The organism is Blastocatellia bacterium, assembly GCA_025055075.1.
Classification (GTDB): domain Bacteria; phylum Acidobacteriota; class Blastocatellia; order HR10; family HR10; genus HR10.
Genome location: JANWYV010000020.1, coordinates 1 through 14,723 on the forward strand (window position 1 = coordinate 1; position 14,723 = coordinate 14,723).

Below are 14,723 nucleotides of genomic sequence, written 5' to 3' on the forward strand. Positions count from 1 at the left end.
ATCGATGAACGTGATCCCACTGCGACACGCCGCCGTGTTCTGAAACCCCGGATCGTACACCATCAACCCAAAATCCCCCTCCCCCACCTTCACCCGCCGAAACTCCATCGCCCGCACCGCCCCCTCCTCAATCGGCACCTCATAACTCCGCCCCGTCCGATTGTCGATCACCGTCAAGGTATCTTTCGCCATAAGTCCTCCTTTCCCGAGCGGCCCGCGCGGTCGCTCGAAAGAAAAATTTCCCATGAGGGTTCATGAAGCAATTCTTGTTCCACATCTCTCCCCAATCCTCTCTTGGTCGCCGCGGAAGCGCCCAAGGTGTCTTATGTGCTCACCTCGCTTGACCTACGAGAGCGGAGGGGTAATCGGGAGCGCTGCGGCCGCGCCTCTGAGCTGGGGCATTTAGCCGATCCGACGGGGAGAAATCCCCCATCATCCGGCCAAGAGCACCGGCCTGCCGCAGGCCTCTTCGCGAAGGAGGGGATTGCGACTTTTCCCACAGGGACGGGCTGTTTTCCGCAGCGAGGGACAAGGCGTCAACGGGACGGGCTTCTAACTCCTTGTGGCTCAGGGCCAAAATCGCAATCCCCTGTGGCACAGGCTTTGCTTCTCCCAAAATGGGGAGTTGGGGATATGCGAGAGGTCGAAGCCATTATCGAGCGGTACGGAGCCGAGCGGCGACACGTGATCGCCATGTTGCAGGATATTCAGGCGCAGTTCCATTACTTGCCGCGAGAGGCGCTTCTTGAGGTCGCGGCTCGTGCGCGTATCCCCTTGATCGACCTCTACAGCATCGCGACCTTCTACAACTGTTTCTCGCTCGTTCCCCGAGGGGAACATGTCATTCGGGTGTGCTTGGGCACGGCGTGTCACTTGAAGGGAGGAGCGCGTCTGGTCGAAGCCTTGGAGCGAGAGCTGGGAGTGCGCGAAGGGGAGATGACTCCAGATGGGCAATTCTCGTTTGAGACAGTCCGATGCGTCGGGGCATGCGCTTTAGCGCCACTTGTCATCATTGACGGACGCTACTATCCCAAGATGGGGCAGCGGAAGCTGACGCAGGTGCTCGCACGATTGCGCCGTGCTCGCCCGGCGGAGGAGATCGTTCGATGAAGATTCGAACGCTCGAGCAACTGAGGGCGCTGGAAGAGGAGCTTCGCGCGGCGCGCGATCACAAACCGTGCGTGCGCGTGTGCGGAGGGACCGGCTGCCGCGCTCGTGGGAGCGAAGAGGTGCTGGCTCGCTTCAAGGCGCTCTTGCAGGAAACGGGATTGGCCGAATCGGTGGAATTGAAATTCACTGGATGTCACGGGTTGTGCGAACGCGGTCCTTTGGTCTCGCTCACTCCTCACGAGGTCTTCTATCAAGGCGTCGAGGCCGATGATGTGCGCGCGATCGTCACGGAGACGCTCACGAACGGTACGCTCATTGAGCGATTGCTCGCTCAGGATCCGGTGACGGGGCGGCGCGTTCGACGAGAGCAGGAGATCCCCTTCTACCGGCGGCAGCATCGAATCGTGTTGCGCTTCAACGGCATTATTGATCCGACCGACATTCGCGAATACATCGCGCTTGGGGGGTATCGGGCCCTGGGCACGGTCCTGACGCGCCTGAGCCCAGAGGAAGTGATCGCGATCGTCGAACGCTCTGGGCTGCGCGGGCGTGGAGGAGCGGGATTCCCAACGGGGAGGAAATGGCGATTGGCGCGCGCGGCTCCAGGTTCGCGCAAGTATGTGATCTGCAACGGGGACGAGGGCGATCCTGGCGCCTTCATGGATCGCAGTGTGCTCGAAGGCAATCCGCACAGCGTCATCGAAGGGATGATCATCGGCGCTTACGCCGTCGGTGCGGCGCAGGGGATCATCTATGTGCGCGAAGAATACCCTCTGGCCGTTCAAACGTTGGAAACGGCACTCGCCCAAGCGCGCGCGTATGGGTTCCTCGGCGAGGAGATTTTCAGCTCCGCATTCTCCTTCGATATTGAGATCGTGCGCGGCGCTGGAGCTTTCGTCGCCGGAGAGGAGACGGCCTTGATCGCCGCCGTTGAGGGAAAGGTGAGCGAGCCGCGGCAACGCCCGCCGTATCCCGTGCATCGGGGAGTGTGGGGATACCCCACCGTCATCAACAACGTCGAGACGTGGGCCAATGTCCCCATCATCATCGAGCAAGGCCCCGAATGGTTCGCGAGCTTGGGGACGACGACGAGCAAGGGGACGAAGATCTTTTCGCTCGTGGGCAAGGTCATGAACACGGGGCTCATTGAAATCCCGATGGGAATGACGCTCCGAGAGCTCATCGAGGAGATCGGCGGCGGAACGCCTCCTCCGCGAGAGACCAAGGCCGTGCAGATCGGGGGGCCCTCGGGCGGTTGTTTGCCCAAGGACCTTTTCGATCTTCCCATTGATTACGAGAGCTTGACCGAAGCGGGCGCGATGATGGGCTCGGGCGGTCTGATCGTCATGGACGATCAGACCTGCATGGTGGATGTCGCGCGATACTTCATGGACTTCTTGCGCGATGAATCCTGCGGAAAATGCCTCCCGTGTCGCGAAGGAACCAACCGCATGTATGAGCTGCTCACGGCGATCTGCGAGGGGCGCGCGACCGAGGCCGATCTCACCTTGCTCGAAGAGCTGGCTCAGGTCGTGAAGGAAACGTCGCTCTGCGGGCTCGGCCAGACGGCGCCGAATCCCGTGCTCACGACGTTGCGTTATTTCCGTCCCGAGTACGAGGCGCACATCCGAGAACGGCGTTGTCCGGCCGGTGTGTGTAAGGCCCTCATTCGCTATGTGATCAATGCCGAGCGCTGCACGGGATGTTTGGCGTGCCTGTCCCCGTGCCCGCAACAAGCCATTCAGGGGCAACTCAAGCAGCCTCATGTCATTGACCAAGAGCGCTGCATCAAGTGCGGCATGTGCTATGAGGTCTGCCAATTCGGAGCTGTGGAGATCATATGACGCGCCTCTACATTAACGGCATCGAAGTGGATGTCGAGGAGGGAATGACCCTCCTGGAGGTGGCCGAGCATCTGGGCATCGAGATCCCTACGCTCTGCTTTCATCCGGGGTTGAGCCCGTATGGAGCGTGCCGCCTTTGCGTCGTTGAGTTGAGCGATGGTCGGCTCGTCTCTGCGTGCACCTATCCTGTCCAAGAGGGGTTGCGGGTGCGCACACACTCGCCACGCGTCCGACGGGCTCGCCAGATGCTGATCGAGCTGCTCCTTTCGATCTGTCCGAGCTCGAAACGGCTTCAGGATCTGGCTACCGAGCATCAGGTCGAGCGCGTACGCTTTTCGATCCGCGACGAGCGATGTATCTTCTGCGGCCTTTGCGTCCGAATGTGCGCCGAACAGATGATGGCTCATGCCATCGGGTTCGTCAGTCGCGGATACCGACGCCGGATCACGACCCCCTTTGATATGACGTCGGAGGTGTGCCGCCGGTGTGGCGGATGTCTCTACATTTGCCCGGTGTGCGAGCTGCGGTGCCAAGGGTCAGAGGCCCCAAGCGCCGTCTGCGGCTCGTGCGCAACTCCGGCTCCGACATGCCTCCCTGTGTACGAGGATCTCGCGTGTTACATGGGGGCGGCGGGCGAATGCGGGACATGCGTGAGAGGACCGCAGACGCCTGATCTTCGCCTGTTGGATCTTAAAGGAAGGAGGGAGAGCGTATGAGCTTCTCACGATTGAATGCCTCGGCGGCGACGCTCACGAAGAATCGCACGGAGGGAGCGATCGTCTCCCTGAGTGGGATGTGCGCAACGTGCCTGGATGGATGCATCGGGATGTGCGAGATCGGGAAATCAGCGTACCGCGGGGCCGAAGTCATCTATCCGCAGCCGTTCGGGATCATCACGGCGGCTTCGGAGAAGCGGTATCCGGTCGATCTGTCGCACTTCACGATCCTCGGGACGGTCGTGGGAGCCTGGGGGGTACCGCCCGATCCCGACGTCGCGATCTTCCCGGCCGTCTCGCTGGAGCGGCGCATCGGTCGGGACAAAGGGATCAAGGTGAAGCTGCCGATCATCATCCCTGGATTGGGTTCAACGGCCATCGCGAAGAACAATTGGGAAGGTCTGGCCATCGGCGCTGCCATCGCGGGCATCCCCCTCACCATCGGCGAGAACATCTGTGGAATGGATGAAGCGGCGGAATTCAAGAACGGACGCGTCGTGCGCTCTCCGGAGATGATCCGCCGGGTGAAACTCTACAAAGAGTGGCAGCAGGACGGATACGGAGCAATCATCGTGCAAGCCAATGTGGAAGACACACGGCTCGGCGTTCACGAATACGTCATCTCGGAATTGGGAGTGGAAGCCGTCGAGTTGAAATGGGGGCAAGGGGCCAAGGACATCGGCGGCGAGGTGAAGATCAAGGATCTGGCGAAGGCGCAACTGTTGAAGCGTCGCGGCTACATTGTGCTGCCAGATCCCGAGGATCCGGAGGTCATTGAAGCATTCCGGCGAGGCTCGTTCCATGAATTCGAGCGCCACTCGCGCATCGGTATGGTGGATGAGGAGAGCTTCGTGCGACGGGTCGAAGAGCTGCGGCGCGCGGGAGCGAAGTACGTCTTCCTGAAGACGGGAGCGTATCGGCCCGCCGATCTGGCGCGCGCGCTGAAGTTCTCTTCGCTCGCGGGCATTGATCTGCTCACGGTGGATGCTGCGGGCGGGGGGACCGGCATGAGCCCTTGGCGCATGATGAACGAATGGGGCATTCCGCCGGTCGAGTTGCACTCACTACTCTATCGGTATGCTGACCAACTGGCGCAGCGGGGTGAATACGTGCCCGATATCGCGATCGCCGGCGGATTCGCATTCGAGGACCAGATCTTCAAGGGCTTGGCTCTAGGCGCTCCTTATTTCAAACTCATCGGCATGGCGCGCGCACCGCTGGCGGCGGCGATGGTGGGCAAAACCATCGGACGAAGCATCGAGGAAGGCGACCTTCCCGTTTATATCGCTCGCTTCGGAGAGACAGTGGAGGAGATCTTCATCACGGCGCCGGAGCTCAAGCGACGGTTCGGCGCGGATTTCAAGCGGATTCCCCCAGGAGCCATCGGCTTGTACACGTATTTGCAGCGCCTGGCCCAAGGCTTGCGACAGCTCATGTGCGGGAGCCGAAAATTCGCCCTTGACTATATCAGCCGTGACGACATTGCGGCGCTCACCGAAGAAGCCGCCCGCATCAGCGGCATCCCATACGTTATGGACGTTGACCGAGCGGTGGCCGAGCGGATCCTCAATGGCTCCCCAGTTTCTCAATCGCTCGCCGAGCACAGGGTCGGCCACCAGGGGATGAGATAACCGCCGCTCTGGAGCGGCCTCGCAAAACGTCCGGGAGTAGGCCAGACAGGTGAAGGTTGACTGAGATCCCAGCGCGGGAAGCATTGTTGCCTTTCACAGGATACCCCGACTAAAATTACGCGCTTTGCCACAATGGGCATGGCGCACGTAGCGCCTCTGGCCCTCAGCCACGAGGAGGCGGGTTATGGGGACAAAGCGATCTTGGGCATTGCTCAGCGGCTGGATGCTTTTGGCCGGATTGGCGATGGTCATCGTCTCTGCTTCAGAGGAGACCGAGATGCGATTCGTCCAACGACGTACCGCCCCGTTAGGGCTAGCGCGCGTCAAGCTCACTGGCAAGTGGGGCTACATTGATCGAACGGGGCGGATCGTGATCAATCCCCAGTTCGAAGAGGCGGGCGATTTCTCTGAAGGCTTGGCCCGCGTCAAGACTGGTGGAAAATGGGGCTACATTGATCGAACGGGGCGGTTCCTCGTCAACCCACAGTTTGAGGAAGCTGGGGACTTCTCCCAAGGCCTGGCGCGGGTGAAGCTCGGGGGGAAATGGGGTTATGTGAATCGTCAAGGGGAGGTCGTCATCCCTCCTCAATTCAGCGAAGCGAGTGATTTCTCTCGCTCTCCGTGAAAGACTGAGGTTCTTTTAGGAGAGCAAAGGGCCGCACCGAGTGAGGGGTTCGAAGACGGTTTTGAGCGCGACTTGAAGACCGCAAGGAAAGCGGATCATCCGATGCTTCACTACGATGAACAAACGCCTCAGAAGCTGAATGCCCATAGCGTTCTTCCTTACCAGCTCAGAAAGCGTTGCACGGATGCCTGGACCTAGCGAGCATTGCCTCACCGAGAATGACCCCCGAGGAGTCCATCTGTGCCCGAGAATGGAAGATAGCAATTTCTCCCAAGGTGGGGGATATGCCCCAGCGAGCGGAGGAGAGCTCGCGCTCTCCTCTCTTGACCTTTATCTCGTCACATCCAACGACTTAGCGAAGCATTCGAGGCGAAAGCGGCGATGGTATAATTCTTGCTTGAAGGGAGATCTGATCGGAGACTCAAGGAGTCTCCCCACAACGGATGGCTTGTGAAGACCGGAGCGAGAAGCCAGGGATGTGGTTTGCCGAGGATGGTTGGCGTGGAGATGGTTCAACGCCCCTCGTGACCCCGCATGGGGGAGGAGGATGTCTCCCCAGATCGCTCCGAATCCGGAGAAGGATCAGAAGAGGAGAGCACGACCAAATGCGAGATGCGATGCGTTGGTGGTGCTTGCAAGGGCAGCGTAACGGTGAAGGTGCTCCCCTTGCCTACCTCGCTGGTGACGGTGATCGTCCCCCCATACCCGGTGACGATCCGTTGACAGGTCGCCAATCCCAAGCCTGTTCCGCGCTTTTTCGTCGTGAAGAAAGGGCGGAAGATCTTGTCCAGGTTCTCCGGCGGGATGCCCTCTCCATCATCGGTGACCGAGAGCTTGATCGCCCGCTCTTGGGGATCATAGCTCGTTCGGACGAGGATATGGCCGTGATCGCGCACGGCTTGGATCGCGTTGAGCAAGAGGTTGAGGACGACCTTCTGCAATTCGTCCGGATCGATGATGAGAGAGGGCAGCTCGGGAGCCGGGTGAAATTCCAGTACGATGTGATTATTCGCCAATTGAACGCGCGTTGCCGAGACCACATGTTCGATCAACCGGTTCACATCGGTTTGAACGTGACTTGGAGGACGCGGGCGCGCATAGTCGAGCAAATCAGTAATGATGCGATTGATGCGTTGAATCTCCTCCAGGACATGACGCAAGATCGAACGATGCGGATTATCCTCGGGAAGGTCGTCCAAGATGATCTCCAAGGCACCTTTTATCCCCGCCAACGGGTTCTTCACTTCGTGAGCGAGACCGGCAGCCATCTCCCCGATCAACGCGAGCTGTTCGGCGCGCGCCATGCGGCGCTCCAGGAGGACTTGTTCGGTGATGTCGGAGACGACGTGTACTGTTCCATATGCGCGCCCTTCTTCATCCAAAAGCGGGTCCACTGTGACACGCAAGATTTGACCATTTGGGCGTTCGATGACCTCAGTGACCTGACACGGCACTTGGGCTGTCGCCCGCAGATCGGCGCAATCGGGCAGGGGATTATCCCGCCCGAGCATGAGCATGCAACAGTGATTTTGCAGGATGTGCTCTTTGGGCACCCCGAGCAAGCGGCTGAATGCATCATTGGTTTGAACGACGCGCAAATCGCGGGTGTGAACGGAAATGCCATCCCGAATGGCATTGAAGGTGCTCTCCCAGAGCTTGCGCACGCGGAGGTTCTCCTCGAAGAGGCGCGCGTTCTCGATCGCGATGCCCAGCTGGTGGCCGATAGCTTCGAGCAGGTCCACATCGCTGGTGATCTCTCGCTGGGGATCATAGGTGGCCGTCACGAGCACACCGATCGCCCGCCCGTGTGCGAGCAAAGGAACGCACGCCATAGCATGCACGCCCGACTGACGCACGATCGGGCGCGTGATCTGCGGATCTGTGGCCGCATCGCGCAAGACCAGAGGTTCACCGCTCACGAAGACGCGTCCGGCCACACCTTCACCAGGTTTCAGGCGATCCACTCCCGCGATGTATTCGGACGAGACCCCCTGGGCCGCGCGAACCCGCAATTCTCCCGCCTCTGCATCGAAGAGCATGATCAAGGCCATATCGGTCGAGAGGACTTCGGTGATCGTCCGCAATACTTCCTGAAGCAGGGGGTCGAGCTCTCGCGCACGACTGAGCGCAGCGGCCAAGGAGCTGAGCGCCGTCAGCTTCTTCAGCGTGCGCGTGACCTCCTCGGGGCATCCCACTTGATCGGATGTGCGGCCGAGTTCTTCCCGACCCTCGACTGGCGAGGAGGGCGGCACGCGACGGGAAACGCCTTGCTGCCTTCTGGCTTTCTTGATCGCCATAACGTTTGCGACCTTCACAAGGGTAGCGCGCTTCAGGAGACGTGGTCAAGACGACAAGGCCTGGGCGCCCCTTATGCCCGGATCAATGTTCCTCCCAGTCCCTTCGCGAGCTGGAAATCCTCAGGAGGAGAGGAGCATGGCGAAATCAAAGATCCTCATCGTGGACGATGAAGACTTGCTTCGATGGTCGCTTCGCATGAAATTGGAGCAATGGGGTCATGAAACCCTCGAAGCGGAGACGGCGAAGCAAGCGCTTCGCGTGTTCGCAGAAGAGATGCCGGACCTGGTCCTCTTGGACATTAAGCTGCCGGATGGTTCCGGCATTGATGTCATGCAGAAGATAAAGGAGCAGGACCCCAATGCTCCGGTCATCATCATCACAGCCAACACGACGGTGGATAACGCCGTCGCGGCCTTGCGACTTGGGGCGTTCGACTTCATTTGCAAGCCGATCAACTACGGCGAGCTGGAAGCGGCCGTTCGTAACGCCCTGGAGACGAGCCGCTTACGCGACACGCTGCGGCGCGTTCAATCCTTCCCGAAGAAACGTTTCAGCTTCGACATGATCGTCGGCGAATCGCCTCAGATGAAGGAGCTGCTGGCGATCGTCAAACGCGTGGCCGAGAGCGAAGCCTCGTGCGTCGTCCTACAAGGTGAATCCGGCGTGGGCAAGGACCTCATCGCCAAAGCGATTCACTACCAGAGTCGCCGCGCCGATTTCCCCTTCGTGGCCGTCAATTGCGCGGCGATCCCAGAGACGCTCATGGAGACCGAGCTTTTCGGGCATGAGAAGGGGGCTTTCACCGACGCGCGCGTGCAAAAGAAAGGCGTCTTCGAACTGGCCGACGGTGGGACGATCCTACTCGATGAGATCGGCGAGCTGCCGCTCGGATTGCAAGCGAAGTTGTTGCGCGTGATCGAGGAACAACAATTCCGACGCGTTGGGGGCGTTCGCAACATTAATGTGGACGTGCGCATTATCGCCAGCTCCAACCGAAATCTCGAAGAGGAGGTCAAAGAAGGGCGCTTCCGCGCCGATCTCTTTTATCGGCTGAGCGTCGTGCAAATCACGATCCCCCCGCTGCGAGAGCGCAAAGAGGACATCTTACTCATCGCTGAGCATCTCATCAAGAGCTTCAACGTGAAGATGAAGAAGAACATCCTCGGCTTAGCTCCGGAGACCAAGCGCCTCTTCCTCGAATATCACTGGCCGGGAAACGTCCGCGAGTTGAAGAATACGATTGAGCACGCCATGATCTTCGAAGACTCGCCGTATCTCACGCCGAAATACCTGCACGAACGAATCCTGCGCCCATCCGCTTACGCGGTCGGTTTCACGCGCAAGGACGAAAATCCCTCCGCGCTCTTGGCGAATCTCGTGGGCAAGCTCACATTGGAAGAAGTCGAACGAGATATGATCCGCCATGCCTTGGAAGCAACTGGCTGGAATCAGACGCGCGCCGCCGATCTGCTCGGCATCTCGCGCGATGCGATTCGATACAAGATCAAGAAATACAAGCTCGCCCGATCTCGGGCTCTTCCGGGCGAAGCTCGAACCATGTGAAAAGATCGTCGGTTCGCGAAGTCGCGAGCCCTCCTCGCCTCTTTGCTTGGAAGGACGGACGTCCGACATCGGTCGTCTCCGTTGAGGGCGCCCGTAGTGGAAGCTTAGGTGATTTCGATTCGTTGGAGGTTCGCCTTTCGAGTGGAGCGAATGAGGTGATTTCGGCGATCTCGCTCGGCCGCCCTCATGTCGTCCCTGCTTCACCGGCGCTGCTCACGCGACATCGAACGGAGATGCGAACCACTTTCCCAAGCGACCTCCTTGACAAATGCCGCGTGCGCCTTTTACTATGTGCATTTCGGTGAGCGGGCGGTTAGCTCAGCGGTAGAGCGCCTGCCTTACAAGCAGGGGGTCACTGGTTCGAGTCCGGTACCGCCCACCACGCGAGGCGGGACGGAAGGCCCCCGAGCTCGAAGGTGCGGTCTTTGAATCGGTGGGGCGGTAGTTCAGCATGGTTTAGAACGCCGGCCTGTCACGTCGGAGGTCGCGGGTTCAAGTCCCGTCCGCCCCGCCACTTTCTCTTCTCGATGTAGTGCCCCTCGCGATGACATGATGCGTCTCGTCGTTTCCCTCACATTGGGTGTTTTACCCCACCTTGTGGAGCGAAGATGCTCGTTCCTTGGCCTTCCCGTGAAGAAGCGCGCAGATCGGCATCTTCTTTGAAAGTCGTGGCAAAGCGCGTTCTGCAGGAGATCTCGCGAAGAGGAGAGAGGCTTCGGCATACAATTTGCAAGAGCCATGAGAGCTGGAGGAAACTGTGAAGGCGGAGGTGAGGAAACGATGCGACGAACGAGCCAAGTGATCGAAGACCTCCGGAAGTGGCTGGCGGAGATCGCGGAGGAGCAGTTTCAGCGCCATCGCCGATGGCTGCGTGGACTGGCTCCGGAGCAAGAACGGATGATCCAGAAGCAGCTTCTTCCTTCTGTGGTCGACCGCCTAGCGCTCGCCTGCGCGCACGAGCGGTTGTGGCTTGATTCCCCCTTCGATGTGGGAGAAGGGGCAAACAAGCAGGGACTCCCTTGAGCGAAGGGTCGAGACTGTTCTGATCCTTCGGAGGAACAATGATGAACGAATCAAGGCGCGAACCGATCGAACAAGAAGGCGCGAGCCCGCAAGAGCCGTCGGCGAGCCCAGCGGCAGTGTCGGCGCTGGGAACTGTGGATCGGTTCCTCCGTTGGCTCAGCTCACTGCAGGTGGGAATCGCCCTCATGCTGATTCTCATTGTGGCGGCGATCGTTGGCACCCTCATCCCACAGCACAATATGGAAGAATTCGACCGATTCTACGCACGACTGACGCCGGCTGAACGCGCCCTCTATGATCACCTAGGGCTCTTCGATGTGTACCATTCCTGGTGGTTCACGGCGGCGGTCTTTCTCTTCGCCCTGAACCTCGTGTTGTGCTCGATTGATCGCCTTCCGATGACGCTTCAATATCTGCGCGAGCCTAAGGTCTCGGCCACCCCGCTCTTCGCCCAGTCGCAACCGTTTTACGAGATGCTCTTGGTCGCTCGCCATTCGGCGGACGTTGTAGATCGGCTCACTCATCTCTTCGCCCGGTTCGGATGGCGACCGCGCCAGACGGTGAATACGCCGTTTCCAACCGTCTTCGGCGAGCGGGGGGTGTGGAGCCGATGGAACTTCTTCCTCGTGCATGGTTCGCTCCTTGTGATCCTCGGGGCGGCTTTCGTCGGTGCGCGATGGGGATATGAAGGGACGATGATCCTCTCGCCGGGCACGCGAACCCAATCGCTGACTCTACCAGGTTCGCGCTGGCGCGGCATCCCGGAACGCCAGATGCCATTGCCCTTCACCGTCCGATGCGAATCATTGCGCGTGGCATTGAAAAACCCGCGCGGTCCGCTCGTGCCGCAGAATGTCATCAACTGGTACACGGACATCGTAATCGAAGAGGCGGGCAATGAGCGAAGGGCGACCATCGCCGTGAATAAGCCATTCGATTATCGCGGGTACCGCTTCTTTCAATCAGGGACGGGACGTCCGGGCGATGCCAGCCGTATCACGCTCGTGATTCGCTCCGAGATGGGACCGGAGCGCACCTTCTCTCTCGCGAAGAACCAAGCTGTAACTGTACCCGAGCTCGGCGAGGTTCGCTTCCTTCGCTTCGCTGGCGATTTTCGAGGATCTTCCGCCTCGGGATCAGATGGCTATGAGAATCCAGCGGCGGAGCTTGAGGTCACCTTGGCTTCAGGGGAGCGGCATGTGTTCTGGGTCTTTCCTGAAACGCCCGGACGATGGGAGACGACGCGCGGGACGGTATGGGAAGGATACCCTTCAGGATATCGCTTCGTCCTCAAGGATTTCGACAAGGTGAGCTTCGAGCACATCCTTCACGTACAATACGACCCCGGCGTCGGCGCCATCTACGTGGGCTTCGCCTTGCTCGCCCTCTCGCTCTCCATCGTCTTCTTCTCCGCTCACGAGCGCGTCTGGGCCGTCCTGGAACCAGAAGGGTCCGACCTCAAGATCCATCTCGCCGCTCATGCGAATCGAAATGAGGAGCGCCTGAGAGAGCGTTTTCACGCGCTTGTGCGCGAGCTTTCGGAAGAGATCGCCGCGCGCCCACCGACTCAATAGACGAATTCCCGTACATCGTAGAGGCTGATTCTCGGTCGCTCTAGGGAAGAGGCGAATCGCATCCCCTCACGGATGCGCCGAATCTGCTGCTTCAGCTCTTGGGGAGTGAGCGCGCGAATGCCAAAGGCGCGCGCTTTCTCCTCGTAGTCCGATCCCGGATGGACATAGAGTGGCGAGAGGTAGATGATATCCTCACGACCGAGGGGCATCTCATTAAGCAAAGCGATCGTCTCTCGGACGTGCGGTTCGAAGAAGATGTCCCCTCCCAAGCCGATGAGGATGATGACCCCAACCGAGAGCCCAGCCGCCTTGATGCGAGAGACGACCTCGAGCGCCTCGCGCGCCGTGCCCGGTTTGTTCACGAAGCGCAGCAGCTCATCATGCCCGCTCTCGACGCCCAGGTAGAGGCGTTTGACATGCCACGATTTGAGGGCGGCGAAGTCCTCGACGGTCTTGCGCATCCCGCTGTAGGCGTCCAGGAATGAGTAGATACCGTCCAGTGCTCCCTCCCGCTCGTTCGATCTCGCTTCGAAGGAAAAGGCCTCGTGAATGATCTCCAGAAGGCGCACGAGTCGTTCCTGAGGGATGATGAGGGCGTTCGCATCGGCGAGAAAGAGCGAGCGCCGAAGGGTGATGGAATCCCCAAGGAATTCCCGCACGGCTGCGATGTGGCGGCGCACCTCATCATCGGTCTTGATCCGAAATCGGCGATCGCGATAGAAATCGCAGAACGCGCATTTATTCCAGTGACAGCCTTCAGTGACTTGAAGCACGAGGGCGAGATACTGATCAGGCGGAAGGATGCTGACGGGCTTGTAAACGGAGAGAAATCGCTCTCGATCGCGGGCATAGGCATAGATATCCCACGCGAGGATCCGTTCCAGCCAGCACTCAAGGTCCTCCTCCGAGAGCGCCCTCCCCTTCCCAAAGACTTCGATGCGCACGCGACCTCGACGAAAGGCCACAACGATCTCATTCACCTTCGACCACAATTCGGCCAAAAACGCGCGCGCCTCTTCCTCCGTGAGGACGCGGATGCGCTTGGGAGCCCAAGGTGCTCCCTCGTCATGCCACTTCTCCAGGACGATCCCGCTCAACCCCCGGACGAAGGTGTGCCCGTCTCGGTACGCCGCGTACAGTCGTCCCGCGCGATCGAAAGAGAAGACGAACCGACCGTCATCCATGATCGAAAGTGAGTGCGATTTGGCACTGATCATGAGGGCGTTCGTATCGTACACGGTTCCTCCTTGGCGTCGAGCTTCCTTTCGGAAGGATATCAGGAGATCCCATCCTTCGCCACCTGAGGACGAATCGGCGCGAATCCCGGTCGCCGTGCGCCGCTTTCCACGGCCGCGACATGATATAATCTTCGGCCATGCAGAGGGGATTGGACATTCCGACCCGCATGAACACGCTGCGCAAGGTCACCTTCTTCTCGACGCTCAGCGAACTGATGCTGCGCGCCTTGGCCGAGGCTTGTCGGCCGAGGCAGTATCAAAAGGGTGAGATCCTCTTCCTCGAAGGAGAACCGTGCCCGGGACTCTTCGTGGTGCACTCGGGCGCAGTGAAGATTTTCAAGACTTCGCCTGGAGGGCGCGAGCAGGTGCTGACGATCGAATCCGAAGGGCGCCCGATCGCAGAACTCGCCGTCTTGGACGAAGGTCCCTACCCGGCTTCCGCCATGGCCGTCGAAGATACGACGGTCCTGCTCATTCCCAAAAGCGATTTTCATCGGCTCTGCCGTCAGCATCCGGAGATCGCCTTCGGCATCATCCGCTCACTCGCTGGACGGTTTCGGCGACTCGTGGGCTTGATCGAAGCCCTCGCTTTCTTGGAAGTCGGGCAACGTCTAGCCCGATGGCTCTTGGAAAAGGCCCGTCATGAAGGAAAGCGAACTCCCCGTGGCCTGGAATTCGCCCTCGACGTGACGCATCACGAATTGGCCGCGCAGATTGGGACAGTACGCGAGCTGGTCTCTCGAACGCTCCGTCGCTTCCAGCAGCAAGGACTGCTCGCCATTGAGAACCGCACGATCGTCCTTCTCGACCTGGACCGCTTGCAGCAAGAAGCGGAAGGGGAATGAATCTCCTCCTCTGGAAGCGCCCTGAGCCAAATTCGTGCCCGCTCCACAATGCTTAGGAAGGCGGCGGGGGAAAATCCCCACTCGGTGCTGATTTTCGCGCAAAGCGCGTCGTCTGGCAGGAGGCCTTCCTCCGAAGACGAACACCCCAAGTTGTGAAAAATCAAGGCGAAGGGGGATGAGGGCTTCCCCTCCCTGCTTTGGTACGCCGCTTGCATAATCCAAAAGTGGACATCATCCTGGGATCTTTGACATCGGC

12 protein-coding genes and 2 tRNA genes are annotated in these 14,723 nt (G+C 59.7%); 11 read left to right on the forward strand and 3 right to left on the reverse strand.

All coding sequences use genetic code 11. The features are described from left to right. Positions 1-192, reverse strand: a 192-nt coding sequence (locus NZ746_05100; GenBank protein MCS6816744.1) for a citrate (Si)-synthase, incomplete at its 3' end; no start/stop codon positions are given. Between the two features lie 441 nt (positions 193-633). Between NZ746_05100 and NZ746_05105 the strand changes: the two genes are divergently transcribed. The 5 genes from NZ746_05105 (at position 634) to NZ746_05125 (ending at position 5,926) form a co-directional block, all read left to right on the forward strand. Next, positions 634-1,110 (forward strand): NAD(P)H-dependent oxidoreductase subunit E, encoded by a 477-nt coding sequence (locus NZ746_05105; GenBank protein MCS6816745.1) that lies wholly within the window; start codon positions 634-636, stop codon positions 1,108-1,110. After that, entirely contained in the window at positions 1,107-2,954 is a 1,848-nt protein-coding gene (locus NZ746_05110; protein MCS6816746.1) for an NADH-quinone oxidoreductase subunit NuoF, read from the forward strand. The genes NZ746_05105 and NZ746_05110 overlap by 4 nt, the downstream gene beginning before the upstream one ends. Then, complete coding sequence (locus tag NZ746_05115) at positions 2,951-3,670, forward strand: 2Fe-2S iron-sulfur cluster-binding protein (protein MCS6816747.1); 720 nt, start codon at positions 2,951-2,953, stop codon at positions 3,668-3,670. Before NZ746_05110 ends, NZ746_05115 begins: the two co-directional genes overlap by 4 nt. After that, positions 3,667-5,301: an FMN-binding glutamate synthase family protein gene (locus NZ746_05120; protein MCS6816748.1), complete on the forward strand. Its 1,635-nt coding sequence runs from the start codon at positions 3,667-3,669 to the stop codon at positions 5,299-5,301. Before NZ746_05115 ends, NZ746_05120 begins: the two co-directional genes overlap by 4 nt. A 184-nt stretch (positions 5,302-5,485) precedes the next feature. Beyond that, positions 5,486-5,926, forward strand: a complete 441-nt coding sequence (locus tag NZ746_05125) for a WG repeat-containing protein (protein ID MCS6816749.1) — start codon at positions 5,486-5,488, stop codon at positions 5,924-5,926. A 512-nt stretch (positions 5,927-6,438) separates the two neighbouring features. Here the strand turns inward: NZ746_05125 and NZ746_05130 are convergent. Beyond that, a complete protein-coding gene (locus NZ746_05130; protein MCS6816750.1) occupies positions 6,439-8,223 on the reverse strand; it encodes an ATP-binding protein in 1,785 nt (594 codons plus the stop codon). A 136-nt stretch (positions 8,224-8,359) separates the two neighbouring features. Here NZ746_05130 and NZ746_05135 point away from each other — a divergent pair, with 136 nt between their 5' ends. The 5 genes from NZ746_05135 to NZ746_05155 all read left to right on the forward strand — a co-directional run bounded on the left by NZ746_05135 (position 8,360) and on the right by NZ746_05155 (position 12,384). Continuing rightward, on the forward strand, positions 8,360-9,787 hold the full coding sequence (locus NZ746_05135; GenBank protein ID MCS6816751.1) for a sigma-54 dependent transcriptional regulator: 1,428 nt from the start codon (positions 8,360-8,362) through the stop codon (positions 9,785-9,787). Between the two features lie 307 nt (positions 9,788-10,094). Next, positions 10,095-10,169, forward strand: a tRNA-Val gene (locus NZ746_05140). A gap of 53 nt (positions 10,170-10,222) precedes the next feature. Then, a tRNA-Asp gene (locus NZ746_05145) sits at positions 10,223-10,301 on the forward strand. A 266-nt stretch (positions 10,302-10,567) separates the two neighbouring features. Beyond that, on the forward strand, positions 10,568-10,810 hold the full coding sequence (locus NZ746_05150; protein ID MCS6816752.1) for a hypothetical protein: 243 nt from the start codon (positions 10,568-10,570) through the stop codon (positions 10,808-10,810). A gap of 41 nt (positions 10,811-10,851) precedes the next feature. Next, positions 10,852-12,384: a cytochrome c biogenesis protein ResB gene (locus tag NZ746_05155; protein MCS6816753.1), complete on the forward strand. Its 1,533-nt coding sequence runs from the start codon at positions 10,852-10,854 to the stop codon at positions 12,382-12,384. Here NZ746_05155 and NZ746_05160 read toward each other — a convergent pair. Next, a complete protein-coding gene (locus tag NZ746_05160; GenBank protein ID MCS6816754.1) occupies positions 12,378-13,622 on the reverse strand; it encodes a radical SAM protein in 1,245 nt (414 codons plus the stop codon). The two genes, NZ746_05155 and NZ746_05160, sit on opposite strands and share 7 nt — an antisense overlap. 137 nt (positions 13,623-13,759) lie before the next feature. Between NZ746_05160 and NZ746_05165 the strand changes: the two genes are divergently transcribed. Continuing rightward, positions 13,760-14,467 carry a Crp/Fnr family transcriptional regulator gene (locus tag NZ746_05165; GenBank protein ID MCS6816755.1) on the forward strand — a complete coding sequence of 236 codons (708 nt, stop codon included), beginning with the start codon at positions 13,760-13,762 and terminating at the stop codon, positions 14,465-14,467. Positions 14,468-14,723 lie beyond the last annotated feature (256 nt).

What these genes read in the sequence shown, in the direction of transcription:
- NZ746_05105 (MCS6816745.1), top strand. Translation starts at nt 634, where the DNA reads ATGCGAGAGGTCGAAGCCATTATCGAGCGGTACGGAGCCGAGCGGCGA.
- NZ746_05110 (MCS6816746.1), top strand. Translation starts at nt 1,107, where the DNA reads ATGAAGATTCGAACGCTCGAGCAACTGAGGGCGCTGGAAGAGGAGCTT.
- NZ746_05115 (MCS6816747.1), top strand. Translation starts at nt 2,951, where the DNA reads ATGACGCGCCTCTACATTAACGGCATCGAAGTGGATGTCGAGGAGGGA.
- NZ746_05120 (MCS6816748.1), top strand. Translation starts at nt 3,667, where the DNA reads ATGAGCTTCTCACGATTGAATGCCTCGGCGGCGACGCTCACGAAGAAT.
- NZ746_05125 (MCS6816749.1), top strand. Translation starts at nt 5,486, where the DNA reads ATGGGGACAAAGCGATCTTGGGCATTGCTCAGCGGCTGGATGCTTTTG.
- NZ746_05130 (MCS6816750.1), bottom strand. Translation starts at nt 8,223, where the DNA reads ATGGCGATCAAGAAAGCCAGAAGGCAGCAAGGCGTTTCCCGTCGCGTG.
- NZ746_05135 (MCS6816751.1), top strand. Translation starts at nt 8,360, where the DNA reads ATGGCGAAATCAAAGATCCTCATCGTGGACGATGAAGACTTGCTTCGA.
- NZ746_05150 (MCS6816752.1), top strand. Translation starts at nt 10,568, where the DNA reads ATGCGACGAACGAGCCAAGTGATCGAAGACCTCCGGAAGTGGCTGGCG.
- NZ746_05155 (MCS6816753.1), top strand. Translation starts at nt 10,852, where the DNA reads ATGAACGAATCAAGGCGCGAACCGATCGAACAAGAAGGCGCGAGCCCG.
- NZ746_05165 (MCS6816755.1), top strand. Translation starts at nt 13,760, where the DNA reads ATGCAGAGGGGATTGGACATTCCGACCCGCATGAACACGCTGCGCAAG.